The organism is Natrinema sp. 74 (genome assembly GCF_046097095.1).
Classification (GTDB): domain Archaea; phylum Halobacteriota; class Halobacteria; order Halobacteriales; family Natrialbaceae; genus Natrinema.
The window spans coordinates 175,266-194,846 of the sequence record NZ_CP175699.1 but is presented as its reverse complement, the minus strand read 5'-3'; the positions used below and the strand labels follow the sequence as shown (position 1 = coordinate 194,846).

General features: G+C 54.1%; 13 protein-coding genes. 9 read left to right on the top strand and 4 right to left on the bottom strand.

Features of this window, described 5'->3' with window-relative positions:
* Positions 1-224 precede the first annotated feature (224 nt).
* The 3 genes from ACJ70B_RS18845 (at position 225) to ACJ70B_RS18835 (ending at position 4,667) form a co-directional block, all read left to right on the top strand.
* Positions 225-1,757 (top strand): aldehyde dehydrogenase family protein, encoded by a 1,533-nt coding sequence (locus ACJ70B_RS18845; protein ID WP_408960557.1) that lies wholly within the window; start codon positions 225-227, stop codon positions 1,755-1,757.
* 166 nt (positions 1,758-1,923) lie between these two features.
* Positions 1,924-4,164 (top strand): glycoside hydrolase family 3 N-terminal domain-containing protein, encoded by a 2,241-nt coding sequence (locus ACJ70B_RS18840; RefSeq protein WP_408960556.1) that lies wholly within the window; start codon positions 1,924-1,926, stop codon positions 4,162-4,164.
* Positions 4,165-4,364: 200 nt separating this feature from the next.
* Positions 4,365-4,667, top strand: a complete 303-nt coding sequence (locus ACJ70B_RS18835) for a hypothetical protein (protein WP_408960555.1) — start codon at positions 4,365-4,367, stop codon at positions 4,665-4,667.
* Positions 4,668-4,721: 54 nt separating this feature from the next.
* Here the strand turns inward: ACJ70B_RS18835 and ACJ70B_RS18830 are convergent, their stop codons facing one another.
* Complete coding sequence (locus ACJ70B_RS18830) at positions 4,722-5,564, bottom strand: IclR family transcriptional regulator (RefSeq protein WP_408960554.1); 843 nt, start codon at positions 5,562-5,564, stop codon at positions 4,722-4,724.
* Positions 5,565-6,241: 677 nt separating this feature from the next.
* Here ACJ70B_RS18830 and ACJ70B_RS18825 point away from each other — a divergent pair.
* Positions 6,242-6,430 carry a hypothetical protein gene (locus tag ACJ70B_RS18825; protein WP_408960553.1) on the top strand — a complete coding sequence of 63 codons (189 nt, stop codon included), beginning with the start codon at positions 6,242-6,244 and terminating at the stop codon, positions 6,428-6,430.
* 1,070 nt (positions 6,431-7,500) lie between these two features.
* Here the strand turns inward: ACJ70B_RS18825 and ACJ70B_RS18820 are convergent.
* On the bottom strand, positions 7,501-7,824 hold the full coding sequence (locus ACJ70B_RS18820) for a rhodanese-like domain-containing protein (protein ID WP_408960552.1): 324 nt from the start codon (positions 7,822-7,824) through the stop codon (positions 7,501-7,503).
* A gap of 209 nt (positions 7,825-8,033) precedes the next feature.
* On the opposite strand from ACJ70B_RS18820, the gene ACJ70B_RS18815 reads away from it, so the two are divergent.
* Positions 8,034-8,342: a hypothetical protein gene (locus ACJ70B_RS18815; RefSeq protein ID WP_408960551.1), complete on the top strand. Its 309-nt coding sequence runs from the start codon at positions 8,034-8,036 to the stop codon at positions 8,340-8,342.
* A gap of 147 nt (positions 8,343-8,489) precedes the next feature.
* On the opposite strand, the gene ACJ70B_RS18810 is transcribed toward ACJ70B_RS18815, so the two are convergent.
* Entirely contained in the window at positions 8,490-9,098 is a 609-nt protein-coding gene (locus tag ACJ70B_RS18810) for an HTH domain-containing protein (protein WP_408960550.1), read from the bottom strand.
* A gap of 271 nt (positions 9,099-9,369) precedes the next feature.
* Between ACJ70B_RS18810 and ACJ70B_RS18805 the strand changes: the two genes are divergently transcribed.
* Positions 9,370-9,759, top strand: a complete 390-nt coding sequence (locus ACJ70B_RS18805) for a PAS domain S-box protein (RefSeq protein WP_408960549.1) — start codon at positions 9,370-9,372, stop codon at positions 9,757-9,759.
* A 140-nt stretch (positions 9,760-9,899) separates the two neighbouring features.
* On the opposite strand, the gene ACJ70B_RS18800 is transcribed toward ACJ70B_RS18805, so the two are convergent.
* Complete coding sequence (locus ACJ70B_RS18800; RefSeq protein ID WP_408960548.1) at positions 9,900-10,499, bottom strand: hypothetical protein; 600 nt, start codon at positions 10,497-10,499, stop codon at positions 9,900-9,902.
* Between the two features lie 204 nt (positions 10,500-10,703).
* Here ACJ70B_RS18800 and ACJ70B_RS18795 point away from each other — a divergent pair, with 204 nt between their 5' ends.
* From ACJ70B_RS18795 to ACJ70B_RS18785, 3 genes are all read left to right on the top strand, one after another.
* Complete coding sequence (locus ACJ70B_RS18795; protein ID WP_408960547.1) at positions 10,704-13,370, top strand: PD-(D/E)XK nuclease family protein; 2,667 nt, start codon at positions 10,704-10,706, stop codon at positions 13,368-13,370.
* Entirely contained in the window at positions 13,367-16,285 is a 2,919-nt protein-coding gene (locus tag ACJ70B_RS18790; protein WP_408960546.1) for a UvrD-helicase domain-containing protein, read from the top strand. Before ACJ70B_RS18795 ends, ACJ70B_RS18790 begins: the two co-directional genes overlap by 4 nt.
* 807 nt (positions 16,286-17,092) lie before the next feature.
* Positions 17,093-17,719, top strand: coding sequence for a twin-arginine translocation signal domain-containing protein (locus ACJ70B_RS18785; RefSeq protein WP_408960545.1), 627 nt, complete (start codon positions 17,093-17,095; stop codon positions 17,717-17,719).
* The last annotated feature ends 1,862 nt before the right edge of the window (positions 17,720-19,581 follow it).

Genomic DNA, 19,581 nt, shown 5'->3' with positions numbered 1-19,581 from the left:
GTAGGACGGAAGTCATAGTAATACTGATATCGGTTGTGGTGCTTGACTGGATACCAATAGCGAACCACCGTTCGATATCCGCCTTTCGGTCGCCAATCGATATCGCTCGGCCGCTTCCATGCAGTGGACCGATCGATCTGCTTATGCGGTTCTGATTCTGACGTATCAGGGTCATATGTACCGTTATCTTTAAGTATAATAGGGCAACCATGTCAAGGTGAGTCATGAGTATAGATACTGATCCGCAAGCAGACGAGAGTAGTTCGATCGTACAACGTCATCGAAGTGCCTCCGAAGAGGTGCTTCCCAGTAATTTGACTCACTATATCGGTGGCGAGTGGGTAGAAAGCAACTCGAGCGAGACGATTGAAACGCGAGACCCCGCGACCGGTGAGGTTCTCGCCGAGGTCCCTGCTGGGAACGCGACGGACATCGATCGAGCCGTCGACGCGGCGCAGTCGGCGTTCGAGACGGAATGGTCCGGGTATTCGCCCGGAGAGCGACAGCGCGTCCTTTCGGAGATCGCGGACGCAGTGGAAGCGAATCGCGAAACGCTCGCGACTCTCGAGGTACTCGACACCGGAAAGACGATCACGGAGGCGATGGGCGACATCGGCGTCGTCCTCGATCATCTTCGATACAACGCGGCGGCAGCGCGGATGGTAACCGGCGAGACGGTTCCGACCGACGATATGTTCGATCGGGAGAAGCAAGTACTGACGATCCGCGAACCCTACGGCGTCGTCGGCGGGATCGTCCCGTGGAACTTCCCGCTGATGATCGCAATCTGGAAGCTCGGACCCGCGCTGGCTGCGGGGAACACGATCGTGCTGAAACCGTCCGAAGAGACCCCGTTGTCGATCCTGAAATTCGTCGAGCTCGTCGACGGCATCGTTCCCGATGGCGTCGTGAATGTCGTCACTGGATACGGGGACGATGCGGGTGCGCCGCTGTCAGAACACTCCGACGTACACAAACTCTCGTTCACCGGGTCGACAGAAGTTGGCAAAGAGATCGTCCGAAACTCCATCGATACCGTGACGAAGACGACGCTGGAACTCGGCGGCAAGAGTCCAGTCATCATTTATCCTGACGCGGACATCGAGGAGGCCGTCGAGATCGCGATGATGGCGATCTTCTTCAACAAGGGCGAGTTCTGCGCCGCCGGCTCGCGGATCTTCGTTCACGAAGACATCAAAGACGAGTTCCTCGACGCCTACGCTGAGGCCGCCGCCGGGCTGGAACTCGGCGATCCGCTCCTCGAGGAGACCGACATGGGTCCGAAAGTCTCGCCGGAACAGGTCGAGCGAACGAGCGGGTACGTTGAGGCAGCGAGAGAGGGCGACGGGACGATTGTCACCGGCGGGCAAACGCCCGACGACGGCGAACTCGAGACGGGCTCGTTCTACGAACCGACGATTATCGACGGACTCGATCACGATCACCAGTCAGTGCAAGAGGAGATCTTCGGTCCGGTCGTGGAGACGTTCGGTTGGACGGACGAGGACGAAGCAATCGAAATGGCGAATGATACCGACTACGGTTTGGCGTCGGGCGTCGTCACGAACAACATCACGAAGGCGCTCCGGACGGCCCGCCGCCTCGAGGCAGGCGTCGTCTGGGTCAATCACTACAACGACGCCTCTGCCGGACAACCGTTCGGTGGATATAAGCAATCGGGTCAAGGTCGTGAGAACGCGATGGAAGCAATTGACGAGTACACGCAAACGAAAGCGATCAACATCAATCTCGGCTAATCTGACGATTGCCAACCGTCGATAGTGTCACCGCGAGTATCAGCGATTTCTGGTATATCGCGCACTACCCCTAATTTTGCGTTCCACTGAACTCTCTTAGAGCAGTTCGACCGCAAACGCAACAACAACGTAGCTTAATTAGGACCGGGTGTTACTATTTCGCATAATGTCTGAGGAAAGGGATCGCGTTTACGAGGATCCAACGGCACCCGTCGCCGACCGAGTGACAGATCTCATTGAACGGATGACTATCGAGGAGAAGATTGGGCAGACGGTCGGAATGTACGTCGGTGACTTCTCTGGTAACTTCTCCGAGAAGGATTACGCTGCAACGATTGATGACGCAATCACTGCTATTCGTGACCGATCCATTGGTTCCGTGACGCCTTTTGGAGTAGGAGTCTCTCGCTATAATCGTCCTAACGTTGCTATTCGGATAAGTAATTGGCTTCAACAGGTCGCCGTTGAAGACACTCGACTTGGAATACCGATTAATATTCCCGTTGACGCGGTTCACGGTCATGCGAACGTAGTCGACACGACGATATTCCCCCATAATCTCGGACTGGCCGCGACGTGGAATCCCGAACTCGTTCAAGATACCGCGAGTATCACCGCAAAGGAAATGCGTGCGACCGGTGCGACACAGACCAACTCACCAGCAGCTGGCGTTGCACGCGATCAACGATGGGCGAGGACTTACGAAACATACGGAGAATCCCCGTACTTGGTCAGCCAACTAGTCGCCGCGGAGATCAGCGGACTAGAGGATAAATCACGAGAAACGAACTCGCGAGTCGCCGCAACAGTCAAAAACTTTCCTGCGTTCGGGTCGCCTGTCCGAGGCGAACACATGGCTCCAGTCGATATCTCTCCACGGGCGCTCCATCGAATATTTCTCCCTCCGTTTCGCCGTGCGATAGACAGCGATGTCACAGCAGTCATGGCAGCGTACAATTCCGTAAACCGTGAACCGGTCCACGGATCACATCGATATCTCACTGAATTACTTCGTGACGAGCTCGGTTTCGAGGGTGTCACCTGTTCTGACTGGTGGGGCGTCGATATGCTGGAAGAAGGCCATGAAACGGCGGAAACGTCCACTGATGCCGTTCGAACAGCATGGGAAGCTGGAATCGATTTATTCACAGTAGGGGGTCCATCCTACGTGGATAGGTTACGGGAACTGTTCGACGACGGTAGCCTATCGGAATCATTGCTTGACCAGCGAACTCGACGAATTCTCGAGATGAAATTTCAGTTAGGACTGTTCGAGGACCCGTATATCGAAGCGGACGTTGCGGTCGAAAATATAGGGTGTGATGCACATCGCCGCGTTGCACTGAAAGCAGCACGGCAGTCGATAACGCTGTTACAAAACGATGATGGGGTCCTCCCACTCGAAACGGCAGACGAAATTCTCGTCACTGGACCGAATGCTCGCACCGTCGATAACCTGTGCGGCGGATGGACTGTCGCAGATCTAGATCACGATCGGGGAACGACGGTCATCGACGGAATTACCGAAGCGGTCGACGATCCGTCTTCGGTAACGTATACGAAAGGTGCGTCTATCGATACCGTCGCGGACGAAGAAGCGGTACAGGAAGCGGCCTCTACCGCCGACGCCGCCGTCGTCGTTCTTGGAGAAGATTGGTACGTCTATGAGTTCGGCCCGGAGTCGATCAATGGCCCGACCGGAGAGTTCCCGACTCGAACTCAGTTGGCTGTCCCCGATGCGCAACAGCGACTTCTCGAGACCGTCGCGAAAACGGGGATTCCGACCGTACTCGTACTCGTCTCGGGTCGACCGCTCGCGATCACCGATCTCATTTCCCACGCCGATGCAACGGTGATGGCGTATCTTCCTGGCCCGAAAGGTGGACGAGCGGTTGCTGACGTGCTATTTGGTAATCATAACCCATCTGGGAAACTTCCGGTATCGATGCCAAAGTCTGTCGGTGAACTGCCTTGTCTTCACGACTGTCTTTCACAGCCGGTGCTGATGGGTGAAAACGAGCATCCTTCGTCATACGACCCATTGTTCCGGTTCGGCCATGGTGAAAGTTACAGTTCGTTCACGTACGAATCGATGAAAATCGATACGACCGGAGCAAAACGATACGGACACATCAACGTAGCTGTCGACGTTACCAACACCAGTGCTCGTACAGGGACCGAAGTCGTCCAGCTGTTCATGCGGAATTGTAGCAGTTCTCAAGTCACTCCTCGTCGGGAATTGAAGGCGTTCTCTCGAGTTACGGTTCCGCCCGGTGAAACGACGACCGTTCGACTTACCGTTAATACGGACGATCTCGCAGTGACGCGTTCTGACGGAATAGAATTTGTCGAACATAGTGAGTTTATGGTGTATGTCGATGATCTTTCGGAACGATTTTCTATTTGATAACACCCAGAAAGAAATGCGATTTACCCAATTTATGGTGAATGGCTTACGAAAAACCTATATATCTCTGCAGTAATGAGAGTAATACAGATCATTGGTACCACCCATCACACGACGTGGTGAAACGCATTAAATATAGATAGTAAGGAATCAGAATGGGCGAAAAATCGCACAAGAAAGAGACTGGCAGTACAGAATCGATGGAATCAGAACTTGATACGTGGACGAACAGGGCGGGTGAGAGAGGGAAGGTTTCGGCAGAAATAGACGTCAAATCGGAATGGACAGGGACGACCATCTACCTTCCAAAAAGCGTACGTGAGGAGTTAGAACTGACATACCAAGAATTGTCACTCAAATCTAAACGGGAATACAGTATTGATATACAGAAACTCAGGGACTTCTATCCATACGTGATTGAACTGGGGTTAGAAGAGCTAGCAAAGCGAAACGCGGAAGACGTTCTATCCGACCAACCACATCTCGCTACGGAAAGCGAATGATTTGGGGGTCTTCTCTATGTCTGACTGGATGACATCGGCATATCGTCTCTTCGATTAACTGGTCTCATCGAGGTTCGAGTGGACGTTCACCTCAATGGCGTTGGCGGTCCGCATGACTGTCTTCGGTACCTCCTCCCGGAACCGGTCACCGCTCCAATTACTGGCAGATCCAGAGAGGCTAACTGCACCGAGGACGCGACCGTCGTCGGATAACACCGGCGTGCCGACGGCGCGAATACCTCGCATGTGTTCCTGATCGTTCAATGCGAACCCCCGTTCTCGGATCGTCTCGAGTTCGGCCACCAATTCATCTTTCTCTGTGATTGTCGATGATGTGTGTGAGACCAGATCACGCTCGTGAAGGATATTGGCGACGCGATAATCTGGAAGGTGCGCAAGGATCGCTTTTCCCGTGGCAGTGCAGTGGAGGAGCGGTTCTGGCCGTTCCCGCTTCCGAGGATGGAAATCAGTCCCAATTGCGTTCTCGCCGAAGGTCTCTTGGAGGATTATCAGCCGTCCATTGTGTTCGGTCATGAGGTGTGCATAGGCGCCGCTATCGTGGGCCAGCTGCTGGATCTCTGCCTCGGCTGCGCGATAGAACTCGTTCCGGACGCGGACGTGATCTCCGTATGGGAGTAGTTCGAGGCCGAGTCGGTACTCACTGCTCCCCTCATCCTGCCGAACGAGACCGCGTGACTCGAGGGTCGCAAGATACGTGTGAGTCGTTCCCGGAGAGAGCTCGATAGCTTCGGATATCTCAGAGACCGTCGATGTTCCCACTGTCCGCAAGTGTTCGAGGATATCACACACCTTGTCTGCGGACTTGATCCGTCGACGATCGCTGTCTGAACCCATATACGACAGTACTCGCCTCGAACAGAATATCCTTTTGCTCATATCAAAATCATATCTACTCGTATCACCATATCCACGGAATGAGGGTTGTGGAACGAACAAATTCGGGGAGTACTGACAGCGATTAACCTGAACCGCAACCCTCATTCGGAATTGAGGTCGCTGGTTCAGTCAGCGGACGGAGGGTGGTTCTCGTCGTTTCGAGGCGAGTATGAAATCGAACATATCAGAGAACTCTCGAGAAAGACCTAACTCATTATGTTATCAACTGTACCTACCTTGATGCCGTTTCGGCAGAATATTCCTGCAATTATTAGTTTAAATGTTTATTGTGGCTTTATATAGCTTGAATGGAAGCAATATCCACAGTGGGACTACAGTCAAAGAGAGAATAAATCCCTATCGATTCCCTAACCACTCTCCATTCTAATTTCTATCTGCCGAATTCTTGAGTGGGCCATAAATCGGTTATAACGCGTGAATTCAGTAGTTTACACTCGACATTTGGGGTATGGGCCTTCTCTCTCCCACTCCTTCAGTTACTGGAAAATTTCATTTGACGTCAGGGGTGTCTGGGTTTGATCCTTTACCGGTGCCTGTATTCAGTTCAATTTCATCTGACTGGGGTATACGACAGCGTATCGGCTATCCCGATGACTCGAGGTCGTCCTTGGATATAGGTCATCGTCGACGACTAGCCGGTCGCGGACATCGCCAGTTTGACCACCACCCGAGGCGACGGCTTCCTCAGGGCCATCGAGGCGCTCGTGAAGCAACTCCTCGACCTGATGACCGTCCGAGATAGTTTCGCAGCGCTCCTGATGGTTGTAGGAGCCGAACACGGCAGCGTTGCCAGTCCAGATCTGCCAGACACCGAGCGCGGCCATCACGTCGACGATGATGCGTAGGGTTGTCTACTGGTTGTCCGGGAAGAACACGTGGAAGCAGATACACGATTTCTGTAGTAGGACGGTCTCCCATTAGTCTTTGCTGGAGCCCCAGCTGTCGAGCATCTCGTCATCCTTGCTATATCCGATAGTCACGCCGGAGCAGCGTGCTGTCTGTCAACAGGTGTTCTGTCTCTCCCTTTAAGCCGCCGGAGAACGGTGTATCGAAGAAACTTGTGAGCCTGCTTGTCGTCGTTCGAGCAATCTGGTTGTGTTGCTCTGCGACGCGTTCGTCTCTCGCCGGAGGGTCAGAATGCGCCTCCGCCCCTTAGCGGACGCTGCAAGACTTACCCAACACGGAACGCCAACCAATAGTTCTGTTGGTTAACATGATGTCGGTCTCTATCCGCTTTGGAAAAGGCCTCACGAGTGGTCTTTGAGTCAGAGATAGACAAATTGCTCAACGGGATCTTCTGCTGAGTCAGGGAGCCGATCCCGATCAACGGTGTCGTAGCATCACACCCTCCGCCACTTCCGAAGCAATCGCCACTTAGATCGCCACTGAACAGAGGTTATTGGAGAATAAGATTGCATCGGAGATGGTGCACTGTCTAGTTACGCACTTCTGGTGTCGATCGACGCTTTAACGGCTGTCGCAGCACTACTACTGAAGAATGAGATACATACTCCTTGTGAGAAGTGTGCTGAAGTAGCTGAATGTTCGTTGCTCGTCGATTGAGTCCTATTTATGTCAGGGAATATATAACGATGTCACAGGATCCATCACGTCTTCACCGTTTCCACGTCTTGCAGTTTCCCTTATCTAGACAATGCCGCGCAGACGGAACCGTATCTGCCTCAAGTTCTTCGTATACTGTCTGTGGAATGAGTAACTCATCGACTGCCGAGAACAATTAAAGCGTGTTAATTTCGTCAAGGTGGATGAGTGGGCCTGTATCAGCGACCGCAGCGATCACGCACTTAGACCCCACCGAACATCGTCTTCGACTGCCTGCAGTTCGCGTTCTGCACGCTTGGTGCGGTCACGTCCCCACCGGATACCGCGCTAAGTGCGCATGCGAATCACTCTATTACTCTTGACTCTGCTCCCACGCATTCAAACCGCCATCAAGGGCACTCGCGTTCTTCCCTTGGTCTTGGAGTTGGCGGGCAGTTTCGGTTGATGCGACCCCCGCATCACATACCATAACGAGTTCCTTGTCGGCCGGGAGGTTGTCCAACTCTGCCAACGCTTTCTCAACATTCCCCGAAAGAAGCGCCTCTCGAATAGGACGGTTCTTACTATTCTTAATATGGTTTTCCTCATAATCCTCTTCTGACCGAATATCGACTACACACACGTCCTCACCATTCTCCAATTTCGTTCGAAGCGTTTTGGGGTCAATAGTAGTCATCTATATCATCTCTCTCATCGAGAGCCAAGAGGACGATGATTGGGCAACGAAGGAATGATAGTTGTGTCCTCTATACTGAGCGGCAGTGGTTGTTCAATTCCTCTCCCAAAGTCAGACATACTCACTCTTAGAAGGCAGCCCGTGATCATCTTAAGTTTGGACATAAGAATGGAGCAGTACTTAGTATTTCCCTATACCATACGGCAGACATGGTGACGTTTGATAGGCCGCCAGAAATTGATAATTTCAGTTATTGCGTGAAGAAGGCGCTTGAAAATCAAAATCGAAAACAGCTCATTAAGTGTCTCGCAGAGTACCGTATTGTTCCTGTTAAGAACCAATGGGCGAACACAGAGTACGGGAGGTCGGAAGCCAATTTTGAGCGGCGTGGGGATGAGAAGTCAGATATTCCAACGCAGTCACTTATGTTTGATCTTTTGGGAGTAAATGAACCAGAAGACGTGAAACCGGTGCGAGAGAAAATTAGGAATCATCCTGCTTGGGGGCAGGATGCCTAAGACAATCGGATTACTGCACGTTAAGTCCTCTTGGACACGGAACTCTGTCCGAGAAGTCGGCCAGAGTCGGACAACAATTTCACTGTATAAGACAGCTATTGAGCGCTAAATTACGGAGATTGCCGACGGGAAAAGAGACTTCTTAGATCACGGTCGGAGCATAAACTGCGACCGCTGACTTCGCTCGGGATGAAGCAGGGTGCCGACTTCGACTTGATCACAACTCTGACATACACCGATTCCCTGTACGTTCGTCAGTTCGGTATTGCATTCTGGACAGTGGCTTGGGGGTGGTGCAGCCGAATCAGGGGCGTACGGGAACAGCTCAAGGTCGTCCGTTCTGAAGGCTGCAATCGCGTCCGTGACTCCGTGGTGATCGTCACCCCATGAGTGTGGGAAGACGTTCACCAGTTGCTCTCCAACGTATACAGCAAGACACATCATCGGAGTCCGGAGCACGGTCCGTGTTTCGTTCGTAAAGGTGGACGTGGAAGTCCGAACACTGAACGGCGGTTGGATGCTGCCCCCGTGTTCACCGGCCCACGCTTCCATCTGTTCAAACGCATCAATCACATCACTATAGGGTGTTTGGTCTGTGAGCGTGATTGCCGCTGGCCATGCGTGTATCTCCAGATTATCAATATGATCTGAAGAGTTGAGCCGGTGTAACGCGTCGATTTTAGTGTCGATTGGCTCAACCAGCTCATCCGGACGGACGTACACCTCTACGGTCAGTTCGTTGGTATGAATAGTCATGGGACTCCCACGAAGGGGAAGAGACTTACAGCCCGTGGCTGGATAACAGTTGGTACGGCGTGAAACTACTGTCTCTGATAGTCAAGGGTCCATCAAAATGAACTGGTTCGCGTGTACACTTCGCACTTGCACTCAGCGCAGTATTCGGAAGAATTCTTCCTGAAATATGCATCCGACTTTGGGAACGTTCTTGGACAATCAATATGCACAGTACAGAGGACGAACTTACCATAACGACCTTTATCGCTGACCCAAGATTGTCGAGTGCGCTATGGCTCACACGTCAGAAGACGAAAACAACGCGATAGGAGATGCCCAATTCCGTTCCCTCATTGATAGAGCCCACGACGGTCTGTTCCTCATCGATCCAGAGACAGGTCAGATCGACGGCGTCAACCAGACGGTCTGCGACTGGCTGGGGTACAGCAAAGATGAAGTATTGGACATGACCATCTTCGACTGCCAGACGACCTTTTCAGAGCCTGACGGATGGCAGACGTTCGTTCAGAGAGTACGTGACGAAAACGGAGTCCAGTTGGAAAACGAAATTACGACACGTACCGGTTCGATGCTCCCTGTCGAAGGAAGTATCTCTGTCGTCTCGGCCGACGGGTCTGATTATGTTGTCGCGATTCCCCGGCGGATCTCCAACAGTGAGTGATGAAGTAAATCCTCGAAGAGACTAAGTGATAGTGCTGTATCTTCAGTGATAAATTGATTTGAGGACTGACGCAGACTGTCTCTTGAGTGAACGGCTGCATGTAGCACGATTCGGAAGAGAAAGTTCGGGGAACCGTGCTTTTACGCCGTTCGCGGATGCGTAAAGGAGATCCTTGGAGTGATATACACCCGGCCGATGCGGAAGGTGAGGTTGACTGGATACAGGTGAACGCGGTACCACTCGACAGTGGTCTCTTGCGCGAATACTATAGACTGCGGCTGTATCCCACTAGTCACGGTTCGGTGTCGTTGTCTGGAATACCATTTGAGCAGGAGCCTCCTCGAGCGACCACCGATATCGGCTCGGTCACAGAGCACCTCACGTGGATACAGGGAAATGAGCGCGTGTTCGATCGCGTGGAGCGCACTCAGATAGTCGTCCCGATCATCGGTCTGGGCGACGAGAGAGGCCTCGACAGTCGAGGGGACAGTAAAGAAGAGTCCAGTCGTCGAAACAGTCGACGGTGGCAGCGGCTCGTCGAACGTCTGTTCAGCGGGCGAATCATCGTTCGGATGGCTATAGCGGAGAAATCCGGTAACCGAGTCTGCAACCGTCATCCGAGCGAGTGTCTTTTTGAAGGCGACTCCACCGCAGTCGACCGTCTCTGCGTCCCGTCTCCTCGATTGTAATCTCTTTTTCGCGAAGTGTCGGGTGTAGGCCGCTGTCTCTACGGACTCCAAATACGCTCGATCACGATTGAGATCCAGTTCGACGACTCTGTATGACTGCTTCTGATGCGTATAGATGGCTTCAGGAACGATTTCTTCACTTCGCTCGCACACCATTTTTCACTTCTCTTGCTTCGAGTCTGGTAATCAAGAGAAACTCTTCATCTCTTTTTCGACATACAAATTTATTGTCTGGTAATTCAACCGATATACATCGTGTCACTCAAGCGGTCGAAACCGATCGATCGACTGTATCAGAATGTTTCTGCGTACGACCTCGTGATCGTCCCCGACTCACCGCTCGCGGACGCCCTCAATCGCCGCCTCGAGCGACCCCATTTCGGCCCGTTCGCGATCACACCCCGGCGGCTCGCGACGCGCCGCCGAGAGACCGCCGAGGACCGGACCGCGTTTCTCGAGGTGATCGACGAGACCGAGTTGAGCTGGAAGCAGATTGCCTATACGGTCGGAAACGTGCTTCAGTGCTGGGAATACCGGGGAACCCCTGATTCGATCCTCGAGTACGATGCGTTTGATACGCCGGCGACCAGGACCGTCGTCGATATCGTCGAGTCGATGGATACCTCTTCACGTCTTCTGGCAGACTATCAAATCGATATCGGGATAGACGAGTCGGTCGCTGTGGTCGGTGAACGTCAACTGACGAATCTCGAACGGTCGATCCTTCCTGATGAGTACGATTCGATCGATCGATTCACCGAGGACACCTTTGCACTACCGCCGTTTCGCATCTTCGAGTCATCAGCGGCGATCGTTGATGCGATTCTCGACACTGTGACGCGCGAAAATGCGGACAATATCGGGATCGTTCTGGATGCGAGCAGTGAGTACTCACCGCTCGTCGAATCCGCGCTCGATACTGCAGAAATTCCATACTATGGCGGTCCTGGCTTCATGGAGAACCGAGATCACCGCGCGTTCGTCCAGCTTCTCCGCTGTACGACTGCCGGCTCGGATACTCGCGTTCAGTCCGTGAAGCCGCTGCTCTCGTGTCTCGGTGCAACGGTACCTATTGACCACGACGAGAAACGTCTCTCCGACGTCGACGATCCTGACGTTGAGTGGCTCCGTGAATTCACTGATCAGGCGACCGCGCTCACGTTCGAGGAGACACTGCAGGCGTACGAGGATCGAACGGGGCACTCGCTAGAGGCGTTCCGTTCGGAGCTCGCGGATCTGAACCTCCTCGCGGAACCGATCACCTCTGAGGCCATCGATCGACTCACGTTTTACCTCGAGACCTACGAAGTACCGATCGATCGGGACAACGAGGGCATCCTCCTGGCCGATGCGAAATCGGCATCGTTCGTTGACCGCCCGGTCGTTTTCTACCTGGGACTGGACGAGGAGTGGACGCATAGTTCGCCGAAACGCCCGTGGGTCGACCGTGACGAAGAGTACGATCGAAACATCGATAGCTTCCAGTCGCTCCTCCAGAGCGGCGTCGAACAGTACTATCTGGTTCAGGATGCGGCCGGCGGTTCGCCCATCACGCCGTGTCTGTACTTCGAAGAACTCCTCAAGACCGACTTCGAACAGTTCTCCGATCTCGAGTCGATTCGCCATGCACGAACGGACCGAACGACGGGTGATGGGTTCGAGCGAGAATCGCTAAATGCGACGGTCGAACCCGACCACGTCGAGACGATTAGCCAGTCGAGTCTCAACACATACGCGAATTCCCCGCGAGACTACTTCTTCGGGCGGCTCGTCGATAACCCGGACAAACACTACTTCGTTGAAGGGAACTACTTTCACGACTTCGCCGAATTCGTCGCCAATCATCCCCGATTCGTCGACGACGATCGCATAGCAGCGGTCGTCGATGTCATGATCGAGGAAACCCGTGCGTTCTACCGAGAAGTCGACCTCGAGACTCGACGAACACGGTATCGGGCTGGTCTGGAGACTATCTGCGAGTACCTCGAGGATAACGCTCCATCCGACACAACGGTCCTGACTCCCTCGAGTGGCTGGGACACGAACTTCTTCGCAGAGTATTTCGGTCGAGATGTCGACTCACCCGCAACCGAACACTGGTTCGAAGACGACGAGCTCCGACTCAAAGGGAAGATCGACCTAGTTCAGTCGCCGACGCAACTGGTCGACTTCAAGAGTGGAAGCAAGAACTCCCCGTCCCAGGTGACCAAGTACACGTCAATCGACGAGCCGAGTGACAAATCGGACTTTCAGGCGTTACTCTATCTCACATACTGGCGGCAACGATGCCCCGACGAACGTCTCGAGTTCACGTTCTTCCACTTCCTCGAGACGCTGGACGATATCGTCACCGGGGATGCTTCCATCGGGGACTGCCTGACAACGGTGACGTACCATCCCGAGACGTTCGACGAGTTCGCGCAGTCGCAAACGGTCTTCGATGAACTCCGGGAAGACGCCGCCAATGATTGCAACAAGACGTTCTCGAAGACCAGTTACGAAACGTATCTGACGGCGTTCGACGTTCACGATGTGCCCCGAACGCGGGATGCAGACGAGATGGCCGCCTCCCCCTTCGGCGAAGCGCTCCGTGAGCGACTGATCGACGATGTCGGTGAGTACAAATACGTCAACAACGGCTGTATGCAGGCATTTCGACACCTCTGTGGCTACCGGAAAGAGGGGTATTTCGTCGAAGATATAGACAAGTTCGAACGGTTCGTCGACGACCAACTCGAACAGTTGAACCAGTACCGACGCGGTGAAGACCGCTTCCCCGTCGACGGTCGTGCTGGAGAGCCGAACTACCGCTACGTGAACAACCGCGACATGCTGCTCACTCAAACGCGATCGACTCGAGACGATTCGCAGGACGAGGCCGCTGCCATGGCTCCGACAGAACAATCGGAGGGCCGTCGATGACGTTGCCGATCGATAACCCGGCGTCGCACGAAGGAGACTCTTCGACCGAGGACGGTGCTTCGGACGACGAGTCGCCGACCCCGAACGAACGTCAGCGACGACTCATTGAGGGCACTGACGGCCTGCACCTCGTCGACGCCGGTGCCGGGACCGGGAAGACGTTTACCGTGACCCGACGGTACGCGAACATCGTCGCTCAAGACGATGTCGAACCCGACGACGCATTGCTGATCACGTTCACGCGTAACGCCGCGACGGAGATGAAAGATCGAATCGTCGCCAACTGTGACTACGATATGCGAGCGCTGAACGACGCCCCGATCCAGACGTTCCACAGCCTCTGTAACGACATTCTGGACCAGCATGGCTTTCACGCGCCCTCCTATCTCGGGATCGACGATGCAATCACCGGATCGACGCGGATCCTCGAGAACGAGACTATCGAGGACGAGTACTTCCGGGAGTTCGTACATCGATTCAACGACGATCACAGCGAATACGCCGACCTCTTCCGATGCCTCTCGGACCCGACGGAACTACTCGACCTGATCAATAATCTCGCGTCGAAAGGGATCTTTCCGACCGCAGACGGCTGGTATCGTGACGGCAGAGAGGCCCTCGAGGGAGACTTCGGAGCGTTCAAGGAGGCGTTCGACGAGGTAAACCAATCGCGAAACGGCGGCAGCAAACAGTCGAAACTCCGTTCACGGCTCGGTCGCTACGGCCGGAACAAGTGTTACCTTCCGGACGCCCCCGATCGGAGCGAACTCCGCGGTGAGTACGGCTCGAAGGCTATCCCGGAGGACGTCGCCAGACGGGTTTTCACCGAAGACCGCGACCACCTCATTGAGTTCGTCCATGACCTCTACTTCGAATATCTCGAGTTCGCGCTCGGACGAAACTACCTGAACTTCTCGTTCCTCCAGTTGTTCGCGTTCGTCCTATGCTGTGAGGATAGCGATCTTCGCGAGGAGCTCGAGTTCGAATACGTGATGATCGACGAGTTTCAGGACTCGAGCGAGATCCAGTTCAAACTCGCCTTGCTTCTGTCTGGAACTGCCAACGTCTGTGTCGTCGGTGACTGGAAACAGAGCATCTACTCCTTCCAGTACGCGGCGATCGAGAACATCACCGAGTTCGAATCCCGACTGGAGCGGTTTGCCGGCGAACTGAACGACGACGCCGAGCGGGTGTCGTTCCCACTCGAGCCTGTAACAACGATCGAACTCGACCGAAACTACCGCTCGACACAGTCGATCTTGGACTTCTCCGAACATGCGCTCGTGACGCCAGGCAGCAGTAACGAATCGGTCGATCGCGAGTCGGTCCTCGAGGACGTCGTTTCGCTGACCGCACACAGCGACCGCGATCATTCGCGGATCGAGGCCGTTCAGCACGCCGACGAACACGAGGCGATCCTCACAACGATCCAGGAGATCATCGGTAACCACGAGTATGCGGTCGAAGATGACGGTGAATTGCGGCCGCCGACGTACGGCGATATCGCTGTCCTCACTCGAACACGTGATTTCGGCCGCGAATTGCTCTCCACCGCCGAGACGTACGAGTTGCCGATGGCCTACGAGGGTGGGATTGAACTCTTCCGGACCGATCAGGCGAAGCTACTGCTAGCGTGGCTGCGTATCCTCGAAGACGATGCGGATGCCGAACGGGGCTGGGCAGTGGTGCTCGAACGGGCCGGCTATACGCTCGATGAGATCGAGTACGTTCTCGATCACGACGCCTATCCCGACGAGATGGGCGCATTTCGCACCGAACTGTCGTCGCTCGAGACCCACGCGGCGGTCGCTCGTCGCGTGTTTGATCAGTACGATTATGATGGGGCGACGGCAGACGTCGTCCTCACGACGGTCCAGTCGATCCACGGATCGACGACGATGACCCGTGGTGACCTCATTCGGATCATCGAACGAGGAATCGAGGACGGTTACACCGAGGAGGTACAGGCCGCTGCCGGTGCCGATTCAGTCACTGTCCAGACGATTCACTCTGTCAAGGGACTTGAGTATCCAATCGTGATTCTCGGGAACATGAACAGCGGCAAGTTTCCGCCCGGTGGCGGCTCCGAGGGAACGATCACGTACTCCGAGGCAACCGGGCTTCGTCAGCGGAAGTACTACGCCGAAGCCCACGGTGACCCCCATATCTACGATAACTGGCGAGCCGACGTCCTCCGCAAGTGCCAGCCGACCGAGCACGACGAGGAACGGCGACTCCTCTACGTCGCGATGACGAGAGCGGAAAATCACCTCCTGGTTACAGGGGGCGATGAACCGAATACCTTCCTCGAGGAGTTGCCAGTCGATGTCGAATCGCTTGAGCCGGCCGTTTCGGCAGTGGATGTCGATGAGGAGAGTGACACGCGACTCGAAGTCGACGTTCCCGATCCAGCAGGACCAGAAGGGTACTCGCCACACTCGCTCATGAATGACAGCATCTTCGAGGATATTTCGGGTGGAAGAGGCATGAATTTCGGCTCACAGGTTCATGAGTTCGCCGAGGACTACGCTCTCGATAAGGACGTATCTCCTGGTAGTGACGACGAAGAACACATCAGAGTGTTCCTCGACAGTCTACCGGGAAAGCTGCGCGTCGAGGAGCGAGCCTATCTCCCGCTCGAGGTCGACGGAGAACGGATCACCCTCTCCGGAATTATCGATCTGGTTCACGTGACCGACGACGCCGTCGAGATCGTCGACTTCAAAACGGATCTCAGTCGGCACGCCGAAGACGAGTATCGAATTCAGCTGAGCGTCTACTACCATGTCCTCGAAGAATGGTTCAGTGATCGGTCGATCACTGCGTCGATCTTCTATACGGCAGAGGATACTCGAGTAGAGATCGAGCCGTTATCGAAAGCAGAACTCGCAACCATGGCTGAAGAACAGTCGTAACGATCGTACTGGATCTCATTACTAGCAATTCGATCATACCCCACGTTTCCGTCGTAGCTTCTGACCCCCCCTCGTTTCCGTCGTTTCCGCAACCCCACCCCAGACTTCCGTCGTATATTCCTATAGGACATCCTGGAATTTATCCGCTCTCCCAGTTTTGTATTCGCGTATCTTCTAAGATGGTTTTACGGACAACTTGGGGATCTTCGATCAAGCGATTCTGAAGATGAATGCCGCCCGCGCTCCCTTTATCCGAAATTGCAGGCGCTAAGACCCCGCCTTCATCGAGCGACCAACCGAAACAAGCGGGTGGGGATACAGCGCCATCGTCGGTGGGTTAAGGCCGATGCAGCCAATCTGTGATACCAACCGAGGCGGTCTACAGGCGGAGCAGGCCGAGTGCGTCGGGGTCGTACGGAAGACGTAGTCTTCCGTGATGACGAGACGCTCCGCGTCTCGAACCACTTGACCTCGAGGCGGTTTACCTGAATTCGTCGGCCTAACGCCTATTCGTGTCACTGTCATACCATCACTTGATCTGCTCTAAAACGGCTCTGACCCACGCCAACAACGTAGGGCAGATCGTCGTGAACCGCTTCGACACGCGGATTTCACCGCTTGTCAGCACTGAACCGCCAATACCACGTGGGATACCGCCATCCGGCGTTTGTACCCGTGGAAGAGCATGCACACCTCTCCCCACGCGTGTATCTCTGAAGCCCTAACACCTCGACGGGCATCCGATGGCCGCTGCTACTCGAGACGCTCGACGATAGCCGTGGCCGTCATTTGGGGAAAGAATTCACAATGACAGACAACGATACCAGCCTTCTCGACCGAATCGCTGACGACGAATCGCGGCGTTCGTTCCTCAAGAAAAGCGCATTGACCACCGCCGTAACCGGGTTGGCAGCGTCGGGTACGGTGGCCGCTCAGGAGGACGAGGGGGGTGTCGTCGAAGCGGACGACGAGGACCCCTTCGAGGGCGAAGACCAGATCCGAGTCGCGGCGTTCCAGGACGCGTTCCAACCGAACGCGCGGTTCATGATCGTGTCCGGGACCATCGAATACGCACCGAACGTTCCAGAGAACCTCGGCGGCCCGTTGACGGGATTCAACGCCCATATGGCGGCGTACGTGAACACCGGCAAGCGGTTCACCCTCTTCGTTCAACAGGGGGAGAACCTCGGGGCTAGCTTCAACGAGGATGCGGGCTGGTTCGTTGATAACGACGAAGGCGGTGATGGTGGAGGTGACGGTGGCGGGTTCAACCAACCGGCGCTGTATGAGTTCGAAAGCGAGTTCAGCCGCTACGAGGGAACCGATCGGATCGTGACGACGTACGCGCTCCCGCTCGAACAGGACGTCGAGGAACAGGTCTTCGCCGCACAGGGAATCAACGACGAAGAGGACGTCAACGACTTCCTCTTCTGAAACACACGGGCACGCTTGAGCGACCGTTCAGGTCGCTCATCACCACCGACTGGGACCATCTCGTGCTGCCGTGTACTGGTCTTTTTCCCTCGAGCAGTTGATCGGGATACACCAAATGCAATACCTGCATTAGACGGGTGTCTGGTTATTCTCATCGGGTTTCAAATCAGTTTGATGGGCAGTGTCTAGATAAGGGAAACAGCAAGACGTGGGACCGGTGAAGACGTGATAGATCCTGTAATATTGTTATCTATTTCCTACGCAAGTAGGACTCAATCGACGAACAACGAACATTCAGCTCCTTCAGCACACTTCTCACAAAGAGTGAGTATTTCATCCTTCAGCAGTAGTGCTGCGACAGCCGCTAACGCGTCGATCGACGCCAGAAGTGCGTAACTAGACAGTGCCCCTTTCCCCTTCTGTTCAATATCACACACAATTAGCTGAACGGATCGTAACTGCTGTGTTCAGCGGTGCAATTCAAAGATGTCGCATGGAGTAGACGCATTAGTTCTACAGTAACCGTCACTCCAATCCACAGGCCGACCGTGATCACTGTAATAAGATAAGAGTCAGTCGGATCAAGTACGTCTGCCAGCCGATGGAACCAGAACAGGTTCCCTAGTGCCGAGTTATGGATTACCTTTATCCAGCCAACGTAGGTTGGTGCGATCTTATAGGCATCGGGAACTAGTGCAAACACACCTCCAAGTAAGATGAGTGTACGAGAGACCCGTACGCGACCAGGGAAAAGAGCAACTAGAACGGTCATTCCAGTTGCACCGATAGCGAAGTGTGTAAGGGCTTGTGACATCCTGAGATACTCCGGTGCCTCTCCGCTTTAGTACCCATAGGGTACTTCAGTCCCTCTCGCCTAAACCCCTCTGGAGATATGGTAGGTTGGGAAAAATCGGCACTGGCATTCTGAGCGTTCCTTGGTTCAAGTACGCCCCACTTGACGAGCGTTCGGAGTACAATTGGCGAGAGTGTGACCTTGGCAGTTGTGAGATTCTGAATCGGTCGGTCAGTACTCATCACTGATCTCGAGGCGGACAGAACGCGCCTCACGCCTTCTGGCGCACAAAAACGGTACGAGAAGTCGGCAGGAGAATTAGAATTCAGGCGTGTTCTCGAGCGAACAGAATGCTAATGGGGTACCTCCCTCAGCCCAGTTACAGTGACCTCTATCGAGGGGCTTCATCGGATACTGTCTTCCTGAGAGAAAAGAACGATCGAACGGGTGGGGCCTATCCAGCTATAACCCCGCACCACCGTCTAATCGGAAACGGTGACTGAACCGTGTTGCAAGATGTGGGCGTACGGCCGAGCGAGTGAATTAAATAGGGCTAGATCGGATTTGGCGGAATGAAATGGCTCCATATACAAAGAGGGTAAAAATAAGTAGAAGAGTGACGTATGTGAATTGCATAATTGGATCTGCCGGTTGGATTGCTCCAGAAACAGTTAATGAGAATATTGATCCCAGTACCATCGCACCGGCGATTTTTTCCTAGGTATTCTTCGCCGAAGTTCGTTGACCAATATTATCTCTTACGACCAAGTAGTATCCTAACGTAATGATGTTTAAAATTGCCCAGTACGCAACCCACTTATAGGGATTATCATGGCCCCGTTCTTTTGAATCAACAAATATCCAATATGCTCCAGCAATATACGTGAGCACGAATGCGGTCGCCGAAAAGATGAACCATGCTTGATTCGGTAGTAGTTGGAAGGGCAAGTCCATATCAGAATATGAATCTTGGATTTTATAATCTTTATTCCTAAATATACTCAGGACCGAATTGACATCCTCCTCCGGCTCGTGGTAAAGCCGGAGGGAGATGTCAACTGAATACCGC